We start from the raw sequence: 18284 nt of genomic DNA on the forward strand, positions 1-18284 counted from the left end.
CTGGGCTATTTGGGGGTAGTGAAGCCGATGTCCTGGTAGGCGGGCTCGAAGAAGCCGCAAGCGCCCAGGTTGGCCAAGCCCGCGCGGGTGGCGACGAGCTGAGGACGCTGGTACAGCGGCAAAACTGACGCTTGCTGCCAGATAAGCCGGTCGGTTCTGTTCACCAGGACGTGAATTCTCGCCGGGTCGACCTCTGCGATGGCACGATCCATGGCCGTGTCTATGGCCGCTGTACCGATACGGGAGTAATTCTGCTGGACGCGACCTCCGTGGGGTCGCGCGAAGACCGACTGCATGGGCGACACAGGGAAGGACGTGCCCAGCCAGGAGAACGGGACGATATCGAAGTTCCCTGGCGCGACGTACCGGTCGAACGCGTCGTCGGCAGGTACGGGAACGATGTCCACGCGGATGCCGATGCGTTCGAGCAGGGCGCGGGTCAGTTCGCCTTCCCGTTTGCTGATCGGAACCCCGGACGGGACAACGAAGCGTAGGGCCAGCGTCCGTCCTCCCTTGGTTCGGTACCTGCCGTGGAGTGTCCAGCCTGCCTCGTCCAGGAGTGTCTGGGCGCGGGACGGGGCGTACACACCGAGGTCTCCGGAGTTGTCTCGGTAGCCGTCCTGGGTGTTGACGTAGAAATGGTTGCCGAGCGTTTGGACGGGCACTCCGAGGCCGGACAGGTCGGCTCTGGCGATGACGCGCCGGTCGATGCCGAGCATGACGGCCCGCCGCACACGCACATCGGACAGGACGGGGGTTGTCGCGTTGAGCGTGAAATGCCGCCAATCCGGGCCGCCCGCTCGGCGTACTGCGGCCTCTGGAACGTCCTGGGCGCGCTTCAGGGCGCCCGCGTCGAGACCGATGTCCATCAGGTCGATCTCGTTGTTGGCGAACGCGCCGGGCATCGCGCTGGTGTCCATGGCGCGGTAGACGATTCGGTCGAGTTTTGCCCGTGCGCCCCACCAGGCGGGGTCACGGACGATGGTGACGGTCTTGGCGGTGCGGTCGATCCTCTGGAATTTGAAGGGCCCGGACGTGACGGGCAGGCGATTCATCCATCCCGTGTTGAACGCGCGTGGCGTCGCGTAGATGGTGGCTGGGTAGAGCGGGCTGAACAGACTGCGCCAGTCTGCGTACGTCCCGTCGAAAGTCACTTCTACGCTGTTGTCGTCTGCGCCCTGTTCGATGCGCTTGATTCGGCTGTAGCCGGTGACGGTGGAGACCTCGAATCGGGGGTTACGTCCAGAGAGCGCGTGTGCGTGGGCTACGAAATCGGCGCGTCCGATGGAGCGGCCGTCCGACCACTTAGCCTGCGGGTTGAGCCGGTAGGTGACGATCTGACCGTGCTTGGTGCGCTTCAACGTCGCCGACCGTAGATATTCAGGGACGGGACGCGGCACGGCCTTCTCGTCGGGCCGCATCAGATACGGCAGGACGCCCTGGATGACGTGCTCGACCGCTCCTTTAGTGCCGTTGACGTGGTTGAAATTCCATTGCGACGGGAACTCGGGCAACGACCAGCGCAGCGTCCCACCGTTCACGACACGGTCACGCGGGGTCGGATTGACGTCGGACGCTGGGAGCCGTCCAGACGCTGTGTGGCTGATCGGCTCCTGCGGCTTACTGCAACTACCCACGGCAATCAACAGGACGCCCACGAGTACGCGCTTCATAGTCTGGCCTTAGCTTCGACAAGGGGATGGTGGCAGGCGACCGTCTGATCGGCGTTGTCCCCAGACCGCAGTGGGCGGGACGCCGGGTCGTGTTCCTCGCAGAGACGTCCGTCGACGGCGGCGAGCGTGGCATAGCGCGGACAGCGCCCACGGAATCGGCATCCTGTAGGTGAGGACGCCGGGTCGGGAGGCTCTCCACGCAAAAGGACGCGTGTGCGACGCCGCTCCAGGGTCGGATCTGGGATTGGGACGGCATCAAGCAGCGCGCGCGTGTACGGATGGGCTGGGGCGGCATACACATCGGCCACCGAACCGATCTCCATGATGCGGCCCATGTACATGACGGCGACGCGATCCGCGATGCGGTGGACGACAGCCAAGTCATGGGCAACGAACAGATAAGCCATGCCGAGTCGCTCCCGCAGTTTCTCCAGCAGGGCTAAGACATCGGCCTGAACTGACATGTCCAGGGCCGCTACGGGCTCGTCCAGGAGTAAGAGACGCGGTTCCAAGGCCAACGCTCTGGCAATGCCCACGCGCTGCGCCTCTCCGCCGGAGAGGCCATGCGGAAAGCGCTGAGCGTGCTCTGGCGCCAACCCAACCAACTCCATCAACTCGTCGACACGGCCGCCGATCTGGGACGACGGCACACCATGCGTGGTGAGCGGTTCGGCGAGAATGGCGGCCACGCGCATGCGCGGATCGAGGGACGAATACGGGTCCTGGAATACGACCTGGACGTCGCGTCGCAGAGCCTTACGGCGGGACGTTCCCAGCGCCGCCGTGTCGTGTCCGAGGACGGCGATACGTCCACTCTGCGGGCGCGACAGTCGCAGGATCTCCATCAGGGTCGTGGTCTTGCCGCATCCCGACTCCCCCACCAGCGCTAGGGTCTCGCCCTCTCTGATGTCGAAGCTGATGCCGTCCACAGCCCGAACCGTTCCGATCCGGCGGCGCAGCAACGGCCCCTTGTAGAGCGGATGGTGACGAACGAGGCCCTCGACCTCCAGCACCACGGGACGCCCAGAACGCTCAACCACCGCCCCACGAACGGACGGCTCTCCAATACGCGGAACCGACCGCAGCAACGCCGCCGCATATGGCGTGACCGGCCGCCTATAGATCTGTTCCACCGGCCCTTGCTCCACGGCACGTCCCGCATGCATCACCATCACCCGATCGGCGAATCCGGCGACGACGCCCATGTCATGGCTGATCAGGACGATCGCCGCGCCGGTGGCCTCCTTGGCGGCCCGCAGCACGTCCAGGACCTGCGCCTGGACGGTTACGTCCAATGCGGTCGTCGGCTCGTCCGCGATCAGCACGGCGGGTTCGTTGGCGATGGCCATGGCGATCATCACGCGCTGCCGCATCCCGCCCGACAGCTCGTGCGGATACGCGCGGGCCACCCGGGCCGCCGGAACGCCGACCAGACCGAGCAGGTCGACGGCCCGCGCCCGTGCCGCCGATCGCGTGGCCCCGGAGTGGACCAAGACGGTCTCGGCGATCTGGTCCCCGACCGTGCGGACGGGTGTGAGCGCCGACAACGGATCCTGGAAGATCATCGACAGGTCGTCGCCGCGTATCCGGGAGAGTTCGGCGTCCGATCGTCCGAGCAACTCCTCGCCGCGCAGCCGCACGGACCCCGCCACGCGAGCGCTCTCCGGCAGAAGCCCTATCAGCGCAAGCGCGAGGGCCGTCTTCCCAGAGCCCGATTCGCCGACGATTCCGAGCACTTCGCCCGCCCCGACCGTGAAACTCACGTCCCGCACGGCGTGCACGTCCGGCGCGTAGCGAACCGTCAGATCCGCGACCCGCAGGACGTTCAACGAGCACCGCCCGAGGTGGGATCGAGAACGTCGCGCAGACCGTCGCCCAGCAGATTCACTGCCAGGACGATGACGACCAGCAATCCGGCGGCGAATCCGAACGGCCACGGATACGCCGCCGCGGCGCCGTGCCCATCGGCGAGCAGCGTGCCAAGCGACACGTCCGGCGGACGGACGCCGAGCCCCAGGTACGACAGCCCGCTCTCCGCGACGATCGCGACGCTGACGTTGAGGCTCGCGTCCACGACCAGCAGCGACGCGAGCTGCGGCAGGACGTGCCGGACGATCACACGCGGCCCGCCCGCGCCGAGGAACCGGGCGGCCAGCACGTACTCGCGGTCGCGCAGCGAGGCGGTCACGGTGCGCACCATCCGCGCCGTGATCATCCACATGAACGCGGCGAGCAGCGGCACGAGCACGGGTGCGCCACCGTCCAGGCGAGGGGCCAGCAGGACGACGATCAGGAAGGGCGGCAGGACGAGCAGCAGGTCGACGCTCCACATGAGGGTCCGGTCGAGGCGTCCGCCCGCGTAACCAGCCACAGTCCCGACGACGGCGGCGACCCCGGTCGAGATCACGGCGACGGCGAGGCCGATGAGCAGGGACGTCCGCGCTCCGCGCAGGGTGACGGCGAAGACGTCGCGTCCGCTCTCCGTCGTGCCGAGCCAATGCTGCGCGGACGGCCCCGTGCGGAAGGCCGCGAAGTCCGTGGCGTCCCAGTTCCACGGCGACACGAGCGGCCCGCCGAACACCAGCGCAAACATCAACGCCAGCAGGACGAGCCCGGCCGTGGCCCGCCGGTTCCGAATCACGCTCACACCGCCGCCCGTACGCGCGGGTCGAGGACACCTTGCAGGACGTCCGAGGTCAGCCCGGCGAGGACGACCCCGCACACCGCGACGCAGACGATCGCCGCGACCGCGTTGACGTCGCCGCGCGCGATGGAGTCGACGAGCCACTCCCCTACCCCGTGCCAGCCGAAGATCTTCTCGGTGTAGATGCCGCCGAGGAGCAACAGGCCGAACGCGTAGACGAAGTACGTCGTCACTGGCGTCAAGGCAGTGCGCAGCCCGTGTCGCAAGAGGGCGCTACGGCGTCGTAAGCCCCTAGCCCGTGCGGTCCGTACGAAATCGGCGTGTAGAACGTCCAGCATCACGGCGCGCTGGTAGCGGCAGTAGAGACCCAGTTGTGCAAGCGCGATAGTCGCCGTCGGCAGCAGCACATGCCTAGCGCGATCAGCAAACCCGCCAAGCACTCCATAGGACGCCCCAGGCGTGGACTCCCCGACCCACACGAAGACCTGCATCCCCACAGCGCCGTTCACTGCGCTCGCAGCGACCTGTAGCAACACCGCCAGGACGAACACCGGCACAGCCAGCAGCAGATACGAACCGAGGCTGATGAGCCTGTCGGCCGTCCGTCCGCGCCGCACCGCCGCGTAAGCGCCGAGCAGAACGCCCAACACGCTCCCTAGGACAGCCCCCAGGAACATCAGCCGAATACTCACTCCGAGCCGCCGCCACAGCTCGGCGTTGACCGCTTCGCCGTCCCACGTACGGCCGAAGTCGCCGTGGACGATGCTCTCCGCCCAGATCAGGTACCGGCTGCCCAGAGGCGTCCTGTCGTTCAGGTTGAGGGCGGTGAGCCGGGCGTCGACCACGGCCTCGGGTGGACGGGGCGTCCGTCCCTCAAGGTTGGCGCGCGGGTCGAGTGCGGCGGCGGCGAGCGCATAGGCGAGGCTCGCCGCCAGCATGGCGAGGACCACCCGGCTCGCCAGCCGCCGCAGCAGAAACGCCGCCATCTCTTCCCTTCGACCACCCAGAAGAATCACAGAATGCTACTGAGTGATCACACACTGCGCGGGAAAACGGCAGATGTCAGGCGAGGGCGGGTTCGCGATCCGGCACGGTCTCGTCGCGGGCGCGTCCGCGCAGCCCGCCGATCGCCAGGAGGACGAACCCTGCGGCGGCCCACGCCGCCAGGATGCCCGCCGCCCCGGCGGCTCCCGCGCCGTCGAAGAACGCCGTCGACCGCAGCAGCGTCACCGCGGCCCCCGGCGGAAGGAACTGGCCGATCTCGCCCCACGGCTGCGGCAGCATCTCCGGCGCCGAACTGGCGGCCGACAGCGGGTTGCCGATCAGCAGGAGCGTCAACGCACCGAGACCGAGCCCGGCCCGTCCGACCGTGGCGGCCAGGCCGACGACCGTGCCGGTCACGGCCAGGATGGTCAGCGACATCACCCCGGCGACCGCGAGATAGGAACCGGGCAGCAAGGACAGCCAGCCCTGCGCGATCCCCGCCACACCGAACCCGCCCAGGGCAGCGAACAGAACCACACCGGCGGCGCGCCATGCGGCCGCGGGAATCGCGAAGGTCAGCAGGACCGCGGCGGCCAGCCCGGACATGATCAGCGGCAGCGCGAGTGCCCCGAACCCGGCACCGCGCGGGTCATCAGAGTCGGCCCCGACAACGTCCTCCACGAGTGGCGCGGACGAGTTCCCAGCTTGGGCGGGCGCGCTGCCGGGCGATGCGGGTGGGTTGAGGTGTTGAGCCAAAGCGCTGAGTTGCTGGGCTATGACCGGGGAGGCGGCGGAGGCGGTGAGGATCTTCGGGCCGGACGGGGTCGTGACGACGGCGCCGTACGCCTTCCGGTCGGTGAGGGCCGTGCGTGCGGCGGCCTCGTCGCGTTCCGTCCGGACGTCGAACGCGCCGGGCCGTTCGCGGTCCAGCCGTTCCGCGACGGCGGCGGCCTGCGGGCCGGTCACGACGATCGGGACGTCGCGCGGCGCCACCCGCGCGGCCGGCCAGGAGAACGCGATGATCATGATGAGCTGGAGCAGCGCGGCGGCGACGGCGACGCCGACGGCGCGCGAAGCGAGGGACGACCGCATGGACGGCTCCTAAAACGAATGTCCGTTCTCTTTACCGCCGCCAGCGTCGCATCGAGATTCCGGAGTTGTCAAGAAACGAACGTTCGTTTTATATTAGCCGCATGCCGCGAGTCAGCGAAGAGCACCTGGAGCGCCGCCGCCGCCAGATCCTGGACGCCGCCCGCGTCTGCTTCATCCGCAAGGGCATCCACGCGACGTCCATGCAGGACATCTTCGCCGAGTCCGGGCTCTCGGCCGGTGCCGTCTACCGCTACTACAAGAGCAAGAACGAGATCATCGAGGCCAACATCTCGACGGTCGTCGGCGACCTCCACGCGTTCTTCCGCCGACTGGTCGACAGCGATCCACTACTTCCCGTGGACGAGTTGATCGAGCGGTTCGCGTCCAAGGTCGTCAGCCTGTCCGGCCCGGACGGCCCGCTCCGGCTCGCGCCCGCCGCCTGGTCGCTCGCTATGCACGAGCCGGAGATCGCCGCGTACATGGCCGACAACATCACCGGCATCCGCGAGACGTGGACGCGCTACATGCGCCGCCTGGTCGACGCGGGGCTGCTCCCGCCCGAGACCGACGTCGTGGCCGCGGGCAAGACCCTGTTCGCGATCCTGCCCGGCTTCGTCCTGCAGCGCCTCCTCACCAAGGACGTCTCGCCCGAGGAACTGCGGCGCGGCATGCGGGCGCTGTGCCGCGAAAGCATGTTGACTCTGACGGCCTGACCCGCCGCGATCGCGACCCAAGGCTACGCTTGGGCATCCGAATCATGCTATTTCGGTCGCCCGGATATGCCCGACCTGGAACAGTGTCGGCGGCGATCCGGAACCGACCCCGGTGCGGGCTCAGAGCCGCCGCCTGCGGCGCACCCCGCCGGACGCCCGCGAACGGGGCGGCGAGCGACGACCGTCGCCTCCGGCCGGACGACTCTGACCTGCGCCTTCCGTTCTCACCGCCGGATTCCGCGGTTACCATCACGGCACGCGACAGTGCACCGCGACGACCACGGCCTCGGCCGCCCCCGATCCCGGTGTCCTGAGGCGGACGCCAAGACGACTGCAGGACAGGGAACAGGACGTTTTAACATTCCATTACTTTTCCCCGAGGAGCGCATGGTGGAGACGGCAGAACACGACCGCGGAGCGGGCCGCGTCGCGTTCCCGCTCGCGTTCGGGGCCGTCCTCCTCGTCGCCGCGTCCCTCTACATCGGCACCCGGCTGCCCGAAGACCGGCGGATGGTCTGGTGGCACCCGGAGATCCTCGTCGCACTTGCGTGGACGCCGGTCGGCGCGGTCCTGGTGCGGCACAGACGCGGGCTGACGGTCGCGTGGCTCATGCTGGGCTCCGGTTTCTCCGCCGCCCTGTACGTCCTGTCACTCAATTCGGCCCCATGGTTCGAGCTCCACGACTGGACCGGAACCGGGTTCGTCAAGTGGCTCTCCACCTGGCTCTGGGCCGTTGACACCTACGCCCTTACGCTCGTCCTGCCGCTGATCTTCCCGGACGGCCGGCTGGTCTCGCGCTGGTTCCGGCCCGTCCTCCTCCTCGCGTGCCTCGTCCCGGTCCTCGTGTGCGTCCACCTGACGATCGACCCGGACGTGCGGCGCTGGCACAACGGCGTCTCGGTCTACCCGTTCGACGAGATCCCCGTGGCCATCACCGCGATCATCGTCGGCACCCTCGCCGCGGCGCTGTTCTCGCTGGCCGTGCGGTTCGTCCAGGCGCCGCCGGACGTGCGGCGGCAGATCGGCTGGGTCGTGTACCCGGGCGTGCTCGCCGAGGGGATCATCTACGCCGGCGAGAACGGCCCCATCGGGGACCCGCTGCGCAACATCACGATCGTCGCCGTCCCGATCTGCATCGCCATCGCGATCACCCGCTACCGGCTCTACGATATCGATCTCGTGGTCAGCCGGACGCTGGTGTACGCGGGGCTCGTCGTCGTGATCACCGGCGTCTACTTCGCGCTCGTCGGCGCGGCGAGCCTGCTCGCGCACGGCGAGGGCACCATCGCCGGGCTCGCCGGCGCGATCGTCGCGGGCGCATTCTTCGAGCCCGTCCGGCGGCGCCTGCAGCGCACCGTGGACGGGTTCATCCACGGCGAGCGCGACCCGTACCGCATCGCCGACCGGCTCAACCGGCGGCTGCAGACCGCCGCCGACGCGGCCGCCGCGCTCGCCGTGGCCGCCGAGGTGGCGCGCTCGGCCCTGCACGCCACCGGCGCCAGGATCGAGGTCCTGGACCGCGACGGCCGGACGATCTCCGCGGAGGACGGCGTGCTCGGCACCCGTCCGCAGCTCATCCCGCTCGTCTGGCACGGGGAGCCGGTGGGCCGGCTGCTGTTCGGCGTCACCCGCACGCCGGACGCCCGCCTGTCCGGCATCCTGGCCCGCAACCTCGCCGAGCTGGCGAACGCGGCGCGGCTGTCCGCGGACGTCCAGCGGTCCCGGGAGCGCATCCTGCGCACGCGCGAGGAGGAGCGGCGGCGGCTGCGCCGCGACCTGCACGACGGGCTCGGCCCGACGCTGGCGAGCCTCGCGATGACGGTCGACGCGGCGCGCATCACGCTGAAGACCGACCCGGCGGCGGTCGACGCGCTGCTGGAGAACCTGCGCGCGACGATGGGCCGCACCATCGGCGACATCCGCGACCTCGTCTACGGGCTGCGCCCGCCCGCACTGGACGACCTGGGCCTCGAAGGCGCGATCCAGGCGCTGGGCGGCGTCGTCGCGACCGGCGACGGCCCGAAGGTGGACGTCCACGTGGACGGCGACCTGAAGGGTCTGCCGGCCGCCGCCGAGGTCGCCGCGTACCGGATCGTGCAGGAGGCGCTCACCAACGTGCACCGGCACGCGAGGGCGGACTCCGCGGTGGTGCGGCTGCATCTCAACGGCGATCTGCACGTCACCGTCGACGACGACGGAGTGGGGTTGCCCTCGCAGGTGCGTTCCGGGATCGGGATGTCGTCCATGCGGGAACGTGCGGCGGAACTCGGTGGATCGTGCACCGTCGGGCCCGGCCCCCAGGGCGGGACGCTCGTCCGCGCCAGGCTTCCCGTCAACGGCGTCCATCCGTAGGCGGAACCGCCACCACTGCCGCTACTGCTACCGCTGCCGCATAGATAGCCCACCCGGTGGGCTGAAAAGTGCCACCCGGTGGGAGGGCCGGTGACCGCCCCCCGCCAAGAAGGTCGCCACCGGCCCTCGGGCTCCGTACGGCACCGGGGCTCCCATCCCAGTCCATACGGGCCATTCACCAGAGGGTGTGCAAAGAAGAAGTTATGCGGCGGAAGGTCCCGTTGGTGAGGGACACTTGTCCCGTTCGAGCCGGGACGGTGCCGGATCGTGTTCACCCCTGGTGAGAAGGGGATTCCATTAGATCCAACCGGGCCATGCCTCACCCTCGGCGACCAGGACCGCCGGACCCGTCAGGCGGGCGGCCTGTCCGTCGAGGGAGACGCTGACCCGACCACCGGGAACGTCCACCGTCCAGTCAGACGTCCCGGACGCTCCGATCGTTCCCTGGGACGCCGCAGCGGCAGCGGCGACCGCGACCGTCCCGGTCCCGCAGGAGCGGGTCTCGCCGGAGCCGCGCTCGTACACCCGCATCTCCACGTGCCGCTCCCCGACGAAGCGGAAGAACTCGACGTTCACCCCGTCCGGGAAGACGGCGGGGTCGAAGCCGGGGGCGCGGCACAGGTCCAGCGCCGTGACCGGGCCGTCGACGCGACACGCCAGATGCGGATTCCCCACGGACACACGCTCGCCCTGGTACACCGTCCCGCCCAAGGACGCCTCGCTGGGGCCGAGGAGTTGGGCCTGGCCCATCTCGACGCATACGTCCCCGGACGCACCGAGCGTCACGCGCCGCAGCCCCGCCCGGGTCGCCACGTCCCACTCGCCGGGCGCGGCCAGGCCCGCGTCGACCAGATAGCGGGCGAAGACGCGCAGGCCGTTGCCGCACATCTCGGCCAGGCTCCCGTCGGCGTTGCGGTAATCCATGAACCACTCGGCGTCCGCGAAGGACTCCGCGAAGGACTCCCCGGCGGACTCCGCGACGGATTCCACGCCGGGGCCTGCCGCTTTCGTCCGGACGACCCGCAGGACGCCGTCCGCACCGATCCCGGCGCGGCGGTCGCACAGCCGCGCCACGGCGTCCGGTGCGAGGTCCAGGACGCCGTCAGGATCGGGCAGGATCACGAAGTCGTTCTCGGTGCCGTGCCCCTTGATGAACCGCATTCTTCGAGCATATTGCCCGTCCCGAAGCAGGACGACTCCGTTCGGGACTCGCCTCAGCCGACCAGGGCCAGCGCGCGATCCACCAGGTCAGAGGCGTCGTAGGGAAGCCACTGGACGCGCGGATCACGCCGGAACCACGACTCCTGCCGCCGGGCGAACCGCCGCGTCGCCCGGACGGTCTCCTCCCGGGCCCGCTCCTCCGTCCACTCCCCCGCCAGGAAGTTGAGCACCTGCGCGTAGCCGAGCGCGCGTCCTGCGGTGAGACCGTCCCGGAGGCCGCGCTTCTCCAGGTCCCGCACCTCGTCGACCAGCCCCGCGTCCCACATCCTCCCGACCCGCAGGGCGATGCGCTCGTCCAGCTCGTCCCGGGGGACGCGCAGCCCGATCTGGACGACCGAGTCGTAGCGGTACCGGTGCTCGGGCAGGGTCGCGCTGAACGGGCGCCCGGAGATCTCGATCACCTCCAGCGCTCGGACGATGCGGCGCCCGTTGCTCGGCAGGATCGCCTCCGCCGCCGCCGGGTCGAGCCCGCGCAGCCGGACGTGCAGCGCGCCCGGCCCGACCTCCGCCAGCTCCCCGTCCAGGCGCGCCCGGACGGCGGGGTCCGTCCCCGGGAACTCGAGCTGGTCGAGCGCGGCCCGCACGTACAGGCCGGACCCTCCGACGAGCACCGGCCGCCGCCCCCGCCCCCGGATTCCCGCGATCGCGTCGGCGCCGAGCCGCTGGTACTCGGCGACGCTCGCCGTCACGGTCACGTCCCAGACGTCCAGGAGGTGGTGCGGGACGCCGCGCATCTCGTCCGGGGAAAGTTTGGCCGTGCCGATGTCCATGCCGCGGTAGAGCTGCATCGAGTCGGCGTTGACCGCCTCCCCGCCCAGCCTCAGGGCCAGCTCCACGGCGAGGTCGGACTTGCCGGCGGCGGTCGCGCCGACGACGGCGATCACATCTGGTGAGGTCACAGGCTTAATTGTGGCAACAGAACGGGTATAGCCGGGTTGTACGGGTGTCGCGCTGATTCGCGCGCCGCCGCCGACGAGACGAGGGATCCGGGGGGATTTTCCAATGTCCATCGTCGACAAGGTCAAGCAGATGCTCGGGCAGCACCCCGACAAGGCCCGCGAGGGCGTGGAGAAGGCCGGGGACAAGATCGACGAGCGCACGGGCGGCAAGTACTCCGACAAGATCGACAAGGCCCAGGACAAGGCCGGCGAGCACATCGACCGCGGCGCCGAAGGCGGCGAGCAGGGCAGGCAGCAGGGCGGCCACCACGAGGGCGGCTAGCCAGGCGACGGTCAGCCCTCCTGACGCGCACGTGACCATCCCGCCACGAAGTAGCCCACTCCGTACGGTGCTTCGTCGGCGAGGAGACGCCCCGTGAACCGGCCCGCGCCGCCTTCATCGGCGCGGGCCGCACCCGCGCGGGCGACATCCGGGCGGGCCGCATCCGCGCGGGCCGCATCCGCGCCGGGGCCGTGCGCGCCTGCGAGCACCTGCCATGCCGCGCGCCCTGCCGCCTGGACCTGCCGGGAGAGCTCGGGGTCCAGCGCGGCGAGGGCGCCGGCGTCGGCGTCCTTGAGCGCCCGCGCCACCGCCTCGTCGTAGGGACCGGCACGCTCGTCGAGGTAACCGGGCGCCTTCTCAGAACGGCATGCCGACCCGTCGCCCATCACCAGCAGCGCGACCCGTCCGGCCGATTCGGCGAGGTCGCGTCCGAGGGCCAGGCATTCCGCCGGCGAAGCGTCGAACGCGACCGCCTGATAGCGAACGTCCTGATAGCGGACGTCGCCGCCGGCGCCCTGCCGGTCGAGAAGCCAGCGCCCCATGCTGAGGGAGAGCGGGAGGGCCTCGGTTCCGTCCTTGGGGTCGTCGGGGCTCGTCCAGGCGAGGCCGTACGGCTGGAACGTCGCGTAGGCGTCCGGCCCGTACCGGCGCGTCTCCGGCGCCCCGCCCACCACGATCAGCGCGTCCCCGCCCAGCAGCGGCCGGACGGCCTCGTCGCACGCGGCGCGCAGCGCGTCGAGCTCCGGCGCCGCCTCCCCCGCCATCGCGGGCACGAGGATGGGCGGATGCGGGCACACCGCGGCCGATACGAGCACGCTGCCTCCTGGAACGGGGCCTCAACGGGGAACACCCCCGATCATGCCCGAGGTCAGAGGCGGGTCGAGCAGCCCGTCGCGGGCGAGTCGGCCACGCCCAGAACGTCGGCCGGACGTCCGATAGACGGCATTCCGAGCGAAACACCCTTCGGGCCCTCACCCTGCCCCTGGCGTGCCTCCCAGGCGTCGCCGGCGCGCGTCCGGCGGACGTCCAGCACCGGCTTGTCCGCGACCAGATGGTGCGGCGCGGCGTAGGTGACCTCGACGGCGACCATGTCGCCGGGACGGACCGGCTCGTCCGGTGCGCTGAAATGCACCAGCCGGTTGTCGGCCGCGCGGCCCGACAACCGCCGCGTCGCCCGGTCCTTGCGGCCCTCGCCCTCGGCGACCAGGACCTCCAGCGTCCGGCCGAGCTGCTTCTTGTTCTCCGCCCAGGAGATCTCCTCCTGGACTGCGACGAGCCGCTCGTACCGCTCCTGGACGATCTCCTTCGGCAGCTGCCCGTCCATGGTCGCGGCCGGGGTGCCGGGACGCTTGGAGTACTGGAACGTGAACGCCGACGCGAACCGCGCCTCCCGCACCACGTGCAGCGTCTCCTCGAAGTCGGCGTCGGTCTCGCCGGGGAAGCCCACGATGATGTCGGTCGTGATCGCCGCGTCCGGGATCGCGGCCCGGACCTTCTCGATGATGCCGAGGTAGCGCTCCTGCCGGTACGAGCGGCGCATCGCGCGCAGCACCGCGTCCGACCCGGACTGCAGCGGCATGTGCAGCGACGGGGTCACGTTCGGCGTCTCGGCCATGGCGGCGATGACGTCGTCGGTGAAGTCCTTGGGGTGCGGCGAGGTGAACCGGACGCGCTCCAGCCCCGCCACGCCGCCGCACGCCCGCAGCAGCCCCGCGAACGCGGACTGCCCACCGGACGTCATCGAACGAACCTCGTCCGGCGCGTCCGCCAGGGCCCCGAACCCCGAGCCGTAGGCGTTGACGTTCTGGCCGAGCAGCGTGATCTCCAGGACGCCGTCGGCGACCAGCGCCTCGACCTCGGCGAGGACCTCACCGGGACGGCGGTCCTTCTCCTTGCCGCGCAGCGCCGGGACGATGCAGAACGTGCACGTGTTGTTGCACCCGACGGAGATCGACACCCAGGCCGCGTACGGGGACTCCCGGCGCGTCGGCAGCGTCGACGGGAACGTCACCAGCGACTCTTCGATCTCGACCTGCGCCTCGTCCTGGACCCGGGCCCGCTCCAGCAGCGCGGGCAGCGACCCGATGTTGTGGGTGCCGAACACCACGTCCACCCAGGGGGCGCGCTTGACGATGGTGTCGCGGTCCTTCTGCGCGAGGCAGCCGCCGACGGCGATCTGCATGCCGGGATGACCGTCCTTGACGGGACGCAGATGCCCCAGGTTGCCGTAGAGCCGGTTGTCGGCGTTCTCGCGCACCGCGCACGTGTTGAAAACGACGACGTCGGGTTCGGCTTCCCCGGCGCGCACGTAACCGGCCGACTCCAGGAGCCCGGACAGGCGCTCCGAGTCGTGGACGTTCATCTGGCACCCGTAGGTACGGATCTCGTACGTGCGGGCAGCCGTCTCCATTGGCGCACTCATGACGGTTACCAAGGGTACGGGCCTGACGCGACATCACGGAATCGGTAATCGCCCCGGTCACCCCGCACGTCCGACCAGCACCGATGATCACGCTGTGCCACCGAGAACCCCGTCCGACATGGGTATTCGTGATCGTATCGGTACCGCGCGGCGACTTTCGCGCCGCTGCCGATGACGTAAAGTCCGAGCGCATGACGGACAGCGAAGGCGGGCCCGACCTCACCAAGGACGGGCCGGAGGACCCCATCGAGCCGGCCGCCGCGGGTGACCGGCCTCTCGTCGTGGTCGAGAACGTCAACAAGCACTTCGGCGAGCTGCACGTCCTCAAGGACATCAACCTCACCGTCGACCCCGGGGAGGTCGTCGTCGTCATCGGCCCGTCCGGCGGCGGGAAGTCCACCCTGTGCAGGGCGATCAACCGGCTGGAGCCCATCGACGACGGGACGATCCTCCTGGACGGCAAGGAGCTGCCGAAGGAGGGCAAGGAGCTGGCGAAGCTCCGCGCCGACGTGGGCATGGTGTTCCAGTCGTTCAACCTGTTCGCCCACAAGACGATCCTCGACAACGTCACGCTCGGGCCGATCAAGGTCCGCAAGCAGGGGAAGCAGGAGTCCGAGAAGCACGCGATGGAGCTGCTGGACCGGGTCGGCATCGCCAACCAGGCCCACAAGTACCCCGCCCAGCTGTCGGGCGGCCAGCAGCAGCGGGCCGCGATCGCGCGCTCCCTGGCGATGCGGCCCAAGGTGATGCTCTTCGACGAGCCCACCTCGGCACTGGACCCGGAGATGGTCAACGAGGTCCTCGACGTCATGACCGGCCTGGCCCGCGAGGGCATGACGATGATCGTCGTCACGCACGAGATGGGCTTCGCGCGGAGGGCGGCGCAGAAGGTCGTGTTCATGGCGGACGGACAGATCGTGGAGGAGAACACTCCCGACGAGTTCTTCACCAACGCGCGCACCGAGCGCGCCAAAGACTTCCTTTCCAAGATCCTCACGCACTGAATCGGTTTCGTTCCGGCGTGTCCGCACGGGTCTGGATCATCCGGCCGCAGGACGGCGATGATGCACCGGCCGCGGTCACCGGCAGAGAGCAGAGGTAGGACGAGAAATGCGAGTACGTCGTTTCGGCGCCCTGATCGGGGCGGGGTTGGCGCTGTCACTGGCGCTCGGTGCGTGTGGCAGCGACACGGAGAAGACCGAGGCCAAGACCGTCGTCCAGAAGGCCAAGGACGACAAGAAACTCACCATCGGCATCAAGTTCGACCAGCCGGCCCTCGGGCTGAAGAAGCCGGACGGCACCTACGACGGCTTCGACGTGGACGTCGCCAAGTACGTCGCGAAGCAGCTCGGCGTCCCGGAGAGCGGGATCACGTTCAAGGAGACGACGTCCGCGAACCGCGAGTCGTTCCTCGGCGGCGGGCAGGTCGACCTGATCTTCGCCACGTACTCCATCACGGAGGCCCGCAAGGCCCAGGTGACCTTCGGCGGCCCGTACTACGTGGCGCACCAGGACACGATGGTCGACGCCGGCAACACCGACGTCAAGACGGCCAAGGACCTCAAGGGCAAGAAGCTCTGCAAGGCGGCCGGGTCCAACTCGTTCCGCCGCATCACCGAGCCGCCGCCGGACGGCAAGCTCGACATCAAGGGCGTCGAGCTCGTGGACGCCCAGAGCTACTCCGACTGCGTCGCCAAGCTCCAGTCGGGCGCGCTGGACGCGGTCAGCACCGACGACCTGATCCTCGCGGGCTTCGCCAACCAGCAGAAGGGCAAGTTCAAGGTCATCAACGACCCCTTCACCGACGAGAAGTACGGCATCGGCATCAAGAAGGGCGACAAGGAGACCTGCGAGGCCGTGAACAAGGCGGTCACCCAGATGTACTCCGACGGCACCGCCAAGACCATGCTGGAGAAGCACTTCGCCGGCACCGGGCTGAAGCTCGTCACGACCGTCCCGCAGATGGAAGGCTGCGCCTGATCGTAGGCCGCGCCTGATCCGCCGCCCGATCCGAGGCTAGCCGTCACGCCAGTGCACTCGCCGGGAACCGCACGCTATTCCCGGCGAGTGGCATTGGTGTGGCCTGACCCGCTGGAACGCCATGGAACAGCTAAGCAATGTTTGACTTCGGCCCGTTCTTCGACAACTTCGACGAGATCCTCAACGGGTTCTGGGGCACCGTGCGGCTGGCCGCCGTCTCCGCGGTCCTCTCCCTCCTGATCGGCACGATCCTGGTCAGCTTCCGGGTCGCCCCGGTCCCCCTGCTGCGCGTCCTCGGCACCGCCTACGTCAACGTCGTGCGCAACACCCCCCTGACGCTGGTGCTGCTGATGTGCAGCCTCGGTCTCAACGACGTGCTGGCGCTGACCTTCTCCGACGACGCGGGCACCACCTACTACTGGTGGGCGGTCCTCGGCCTCTCCGGGTACACCGGGGCGTTCGTCGGCGAGTCGCTGCGCGCGGGGATCAACACGGTCCCGCTGGGACAGGCCGAGGCGGCCCGCTCGATCGGGCTGACCTTCACCCAGTCCCTGCGGATCATCATCCTGCCGCAGGCGTTCCGCTCGGTCATCGCGCCGCTCGGCAGCGTCCTCATCGCCATGATCAAGAACACGACCGTCGCCTCCGCCGCCAGCTACGGCGAGGCCGCGGCGGTCACGAAGAACCTGCTTGACCTGCCCTCGTTCACCAGCGGGGCGCTTCCGCTGTTCATCGGGGTGGCCATCGGCTTCATGATCCTCACGTTGCCGACCGGGTTCTTCTTCGGGTGGCTGCACAAGCGGATGGCGGTGGCACGATGAGCAACGAAGCGACCGTCCTGTTCGACGTCCCGGGGCCGCGTGCCCGCGCGCGCAACAGGATCGTGGCCGTCGTGACGTCCATCGTCCTGCTGGCGATCCTCGCCGCGTTCATCTGGCGTTTCGACCAGAAGGGCCAGTTCGCGGGCGAGCTCTGGAGCCCGTTCACCGAATGGCAGGTGTGGGACAAGCTGATCCTGCCCGGCCTGTGGAACACGCTGAAGGCCGCGGCCGTGGCCTCGGTGCTGGCGATGCTGTTCGGCGTGGTGTTCGGCCTCGCCCGGCTGTCGGACCACTGGTGGATCCGGATCCCCGCGGGCGCCGTCGTGGAGTTCTTCCGCGCGATCCCGCTGCTGATCCTGATCTTCCTGGCGTTCTTCATCCCGAACAAGATCAGCCCGAGCATCGCCGAGTCGCAGTTCGGCACCTTCCAGCGCGTGCTGGTGGACAACTTCTTCTCGATCTTCGGCGTGGAGATCAACGCCGGGACCATCACCGTGCCGGCGTTCGCCGCCGTGGTCTTCGGCCTGACGATGTACAACGGCTCGGTGCTGGCCGAGGTCGTGCGCGCGGGCGTCCAGTCGATCCCGAAGGGCCAGTCGGAGGCCGCGTACTCCGTCGGCCTCCGCAAGAACGGCGTGATGCGGCTCGTCCTGCTGCCGCAGGCGGTCACGGTGATGATGCCGGCGATCGTGAGCCAGCTCGTCGTCCTGCTCAAGGACACCGCGCTCGGCTTCATCATCGCCTACTCCGAGCTGCTCTCCGCCGGCTTCCGGGAGGTGCCCGCCAACTTCCACAACAACAAGATCCAGGCGGGCATCGTGGTCGCGGTGATCTACATCGCGCTCAACATGGCCGTGAGCCGGGTCGCCACCTGGCTGGAGGCCCGCAGCCGCCGCAGCCGCAAGACGTCCGCCAAGACGATGGGCGGCGAAGTCGGGGTTCCACCCGCCCCCGGCATGTCGGCGTCCGCCGGCGGCGCGGCCCCGCCCGCTGCCTGACCCGCGTTTCCGCCGTGAGGGGCGCCGCCGATGCCGGCGGCGCCCCTCGCCGTTTCGGCGGGGTTGCTCCGCGGTATACGGGGCTCCGATGGACGTTCAGGACGAGCAGGCCGCGGACATCGGTGTTTCCCGTGGGTCCCCTGGTGGCCTGCAGGTATCTTTC

16 protein-coding genes are annotated in these 18284 nt (G+C 69.5%); 7 read left to right on the forward strand and 9 right to left on the reverse strand.

What is annotated here, in order from left to right:
- Nucleotides 1–5 precede the first annotated feature (5 nt).
- From ACH35V_RS10510 to ACH35V_RS10530, 5 genes are all read right to left on the reverse strand, one after another.
- Nucleotides 6–1673, reverse strand: a complete 1668-nt coding sequence (locus ACH35V_RS10510) for an ABC transporter family substrate-binding protein (RefSeq protein WP_395971645.1) — start codon at nt 1671–1673, stop codon at nt 6–8.
- The gene (locus ACH35V_RS10515) at nt 1670–3502 is read right to left on the reverse strand and encodes a dipeptide ABC transporter ATP-binding protein (protein WP_395971646.1); all 1833 of its coding nucleotides are present in this window, start codon (nt 3500–3502) and stop codon (nt 1670–1672) included. The genes ACH35V_RS10510 and ACH35V_RS10515 overlap by 4 nt, the downstream gene beginning before the upstream one ends.
- Nucleotides 3499–4320: an ABC transporter permease gene (locus ACH35V_RS10520; protein WP_395971647.1), complete on the reverse strand. Its 822-nt coding sequence runs from the start codon at nt 4318–4320 to the stop codon at nt 3499–3501. Before ACH35V_RS10520 ends, ACH35V_RS10515 begins: the two co-directional genes overlap by 4 nt.
- A complete protein-coding gene (locus tag ACH35V_RS10525) occupies nt 4317–5303 on the reverse strand; it encodes an ABC transporter permease (RefSeq protein ID WP_395971648.1) in 987 nt (328 codons plus the stop codon). Before ACH35V_RS10525 ends, ACH35V_RS10520 begins: the two co-directional genes overlap by 4 nt.
- Nucleotides 5304–5379: 76 nt before the next feature.
- Nucleotides 5380–6393 (reverse strand): hypothetical protein, encoded by a 1014-nt coding sequence (locus ACH35V_RS10530; protein ID WP_395971649.1) that lies wholly within the window; start codon nt 6391–6393, stop codon nt 5380–5382.
- A gap of 101 nt (nt 6394–6494) precedes the next feature.
- On the opposite strand from ACH35V_RS10530, the gene ACH35V_RS10535 reads away from it, so the two are divergent.
- Both ACH35V_RS10535 and ACH35V_RS10540 read left to right on the forward strand, forming a co-directional pair.
- Nucleotides 6495–7106: a TetR/AcrR family transcriptional regulator gene (locus ACH35V_RS10535; RefSeq protein WP_395971650.1), complete on the forward strand. Its 612-nt coding sequence runs from the start codon at nt 6495–6497 to the stop codon at nt 7104–7106.
- A 387-nt stretch (nt 7107–7493) separates the two neighbouring features.
- Nucleotides 7494–9458, forward strand: coding sequence for a histidine kinase (locus ACH35V_RS10540; RefSeq protein ID WP_395971651.1), 1965 nt, complete (start codon nt 7494–7496; stop codon nt 9456–9458).
- A gap of 297 nt (nt 9459–9755) precedes the next feature.
- On the opposite strand, the gene dapF is transcribed toward ACH35V_RS10540, so the two are convergent.
- On the reverse strand, nt 9756–10619 hold the full coding sequence (dapF, locus tag ACH35V_RS10545; protein ID WP_395971652.1) for a diaminopimelate epimerase: 864 nt from the start codon (nt 10617–10619) through the stop codon (nt 9756–9758).
- A 53-nt stretch (nt 10620–10672) separates the two neighbouring features.
- The gene (gene miaA, locus ACH35V_RS10550; protein ID WP_395972039.1) at nt 10673–11563 is read right to left on the reverse strand and encodes a tRNA (adenosine(37)-N6)-dimethylallyltransferase MiaA; all 891 of its coding nucleotides are present in this window, start codon (nt 11561–11563) and stop codon (nt 10673–10675) included.
- A gap of 118 nt (nt 11564–11681) precedes the next feature.
- Here miaA and ACH35V_RS10555 point away from each other — a divergent pair, with 118 nt between their 5' ends.
- Nucleotides 11682–11900 carry an antitoxin gene (locus ACH35V_RS10555; protein WP_395971653.1) on the forward strand — a complete coding sequence of 73 codons (219 nt, stop codon included), beginning with the start codon at nt 11682–11684 and terminating at the stop codon, nt 11898–11900.
- A gap of 11 nt (nt 11901–11911) precedes the next feature.
- Here the strand turns inward: ACH35V_RS10555 and ACH35V_RS10560 are convergent, their stop codons facing one another.
- Together ACH35V_RS10560 and miaB are read right to left on the reverse strand one after the other, a co-directional pair.
- Nucleotides 11912–12715 (reverse strand): hypothetical protein, encoded by an 804-nt coding sequence (locus tag ACH35V_RS10560; RefSeq protein ID WP_395971654.1) that lies wholly within the window; start codon nt 12713–12715, stop codon nt 11912–11914.
- A gap of 53 nt (nt 12716–12768) precedes the next feature.
- Nucleotides 12769–14310, reverse strand: coding sequence for a tRNA (N6-isopentenyl adenosine(37)-C2)-methylthiotransferase MiaB (gene miaB / locus ACH35V_RS10565; protein ID WP_395971655.1), 1542 nt, complete (start codon nt 14308–14310; stop codon nt 12769–12771).
- Nucleotides 14311–14603: 293 nt separating this feature from the next.
- Here miaB and ACH35V_RS10570 point away from each other — a divergent pair, with 293 nt between their 5' ends.
- The 4 genes from ACH35V_RS10570 to ACH35V_RS10585 all read left to right on the forward strand — a co-directional run bounded on the left by ACH35V_RS10570 (nt 14604) and on the right by ACH35V_RS10585 (nt 18121).
- The gene (locus ACH35V_RS10570; protein WP_243719467.1) at nt 14604–15326 is read left to right on the forward strand and encodes an amino acid ABC transporter ATP-binding protein; all 723 of its coding nucleotides are present in this window, start codon (nt 14604–14606) and stop codon (nt 15324–15326) included.
- A gap of 106 nt (nt 15327–15432) precedes the next feature.
- Nucleotides 15433–16302 (forward strand): glutamate ABC transporter substrate-binding protein, encoded by an 870-nt coding sequence (locus tag ACH35V_RS10575; RefSeq protein ID WP_395971656.1) that lies wholly within the window; start codon nt 15433–15435, stop codon nt 16300–16302.
- A gap of 137 nt (nt 16303–16439) precedes the next feature.
- The gene (locus tag ACH35V_RS10580) at nt 16440–17123 is read left to right on the forward strand and encodes an amino acid ABC transporter permease (protein WP_395971657.1); all 684 of its coding nucleotides are present in this window, start codon (nt 16440–16442) and stop codon (nt 17121–17123) included.
- Nucleotides 17120–18121, forward strand: coding sequence for an amino acid ABC transporter permease (locus ACH35V_RS10585; protein ID WP_395971658.1), 1002 nt, complete (start codon nt 17120–17122; stop codon nt 18119–18121). Before ACH35V_RS10580 ends, ACH35V_RS10585 begins: the two co-directional genes overlap by 4 nt.
- The last annotated feature ends 163 nt before the right edge of the window (nt 18122–18284 follow it).

Origin of the sequence: Actinomadura sp. 1N219, assembly GCF_044326405.1 — a bacterium.
Lineage (GTDB): Bacteria > Actinomycetota > Actinomycetes > Streptosporangiales > Streptosporangiaceae > Spirillospora.

Excerpts from the sequence above, each read along its gene's own strand:
- ACH35V_RS10510 (WP_395971645.1), bottom strand. The coding sequence starts at position 1,673 with ATGAAGCGCGTACTCGTGGGCGTCCTGTTGATTGCCGTGGGTAGTTGC.
- ACH35V_RS10525 (WP_395971648.1), bottom strand. The coding sequence starts at position 5,303 with ATGGCGGCGTTTCTGCTGCGGCGGCTGGCGAGCCGGGTGGTCCTCGCC.
- ACH35V_RS10530 (WP_395971649.1), bottom strand. The coding sequence starts at position 6,393 with ATGCGGTCGTCCCTCGCTTCGCGCGCCGTCGGCGTCGCCGTCGCCGCC.
- ACH35V_RS10535 (WP_395971650.1), top strand. The coding sequence starts at position 6,495 with ATGCCGCGAGTCAGCGAAGAGCACCTGGAGCGCCGCCGCCGCCAGATC.
- ACH35V_RS10540 (WP_395971651.1), top strand. The coding sequence starts at position 7,494 with ATGGTGGAGACGGCAGAACACGACCGCGGAGCGGGCCGCGTCGCGTTC.
- dapF (WP_395971652.1), bottom strand. The coding sequence starts at position 10,619 with ATGCGGTTCATCAAGGGGCACGGCACCGAGAACGACTTCGTGATCCTG.
- ACH35V_RS10555 (WP_395971653.1), top strand. The coding sequence starts at position 11,682 with ATGTCCATCGTCGACAAGGTCAAGCAGATGCTCGGGCAGCACCCCGAC.
- miaB (WP_395971655.1), bottom strand. The coding sequence starts at position 14,310 with ATGGAGACGGCTGCCCGCACGTACGAGATCCGTACCTACGGGTGCCAG.
- ACH35V_RS10575 (WP_395971656.1), top strand. The coding sequence starts at position 15,433 with ATGCGAGTACGTCGTTTCGGCGCCCTGATCGGGGCGGGGTTGGCGCTG.
- ACH35V_RS10580 (WP_395971657.1), top strand. The coding sequence starts at position 16,440 with ATGTTTGACTTCGGCCCGTTCTTCGACAACTTCGACGAGATCCTCAAC.
- ACH35V_RS10585 (WP_395971658.1), top strand. The coding sequence starts at position 17,120 with ATGAGCAACGAAGCGACCGTCCTGTTCGACGTCCCGGGGCCGCGTGCC.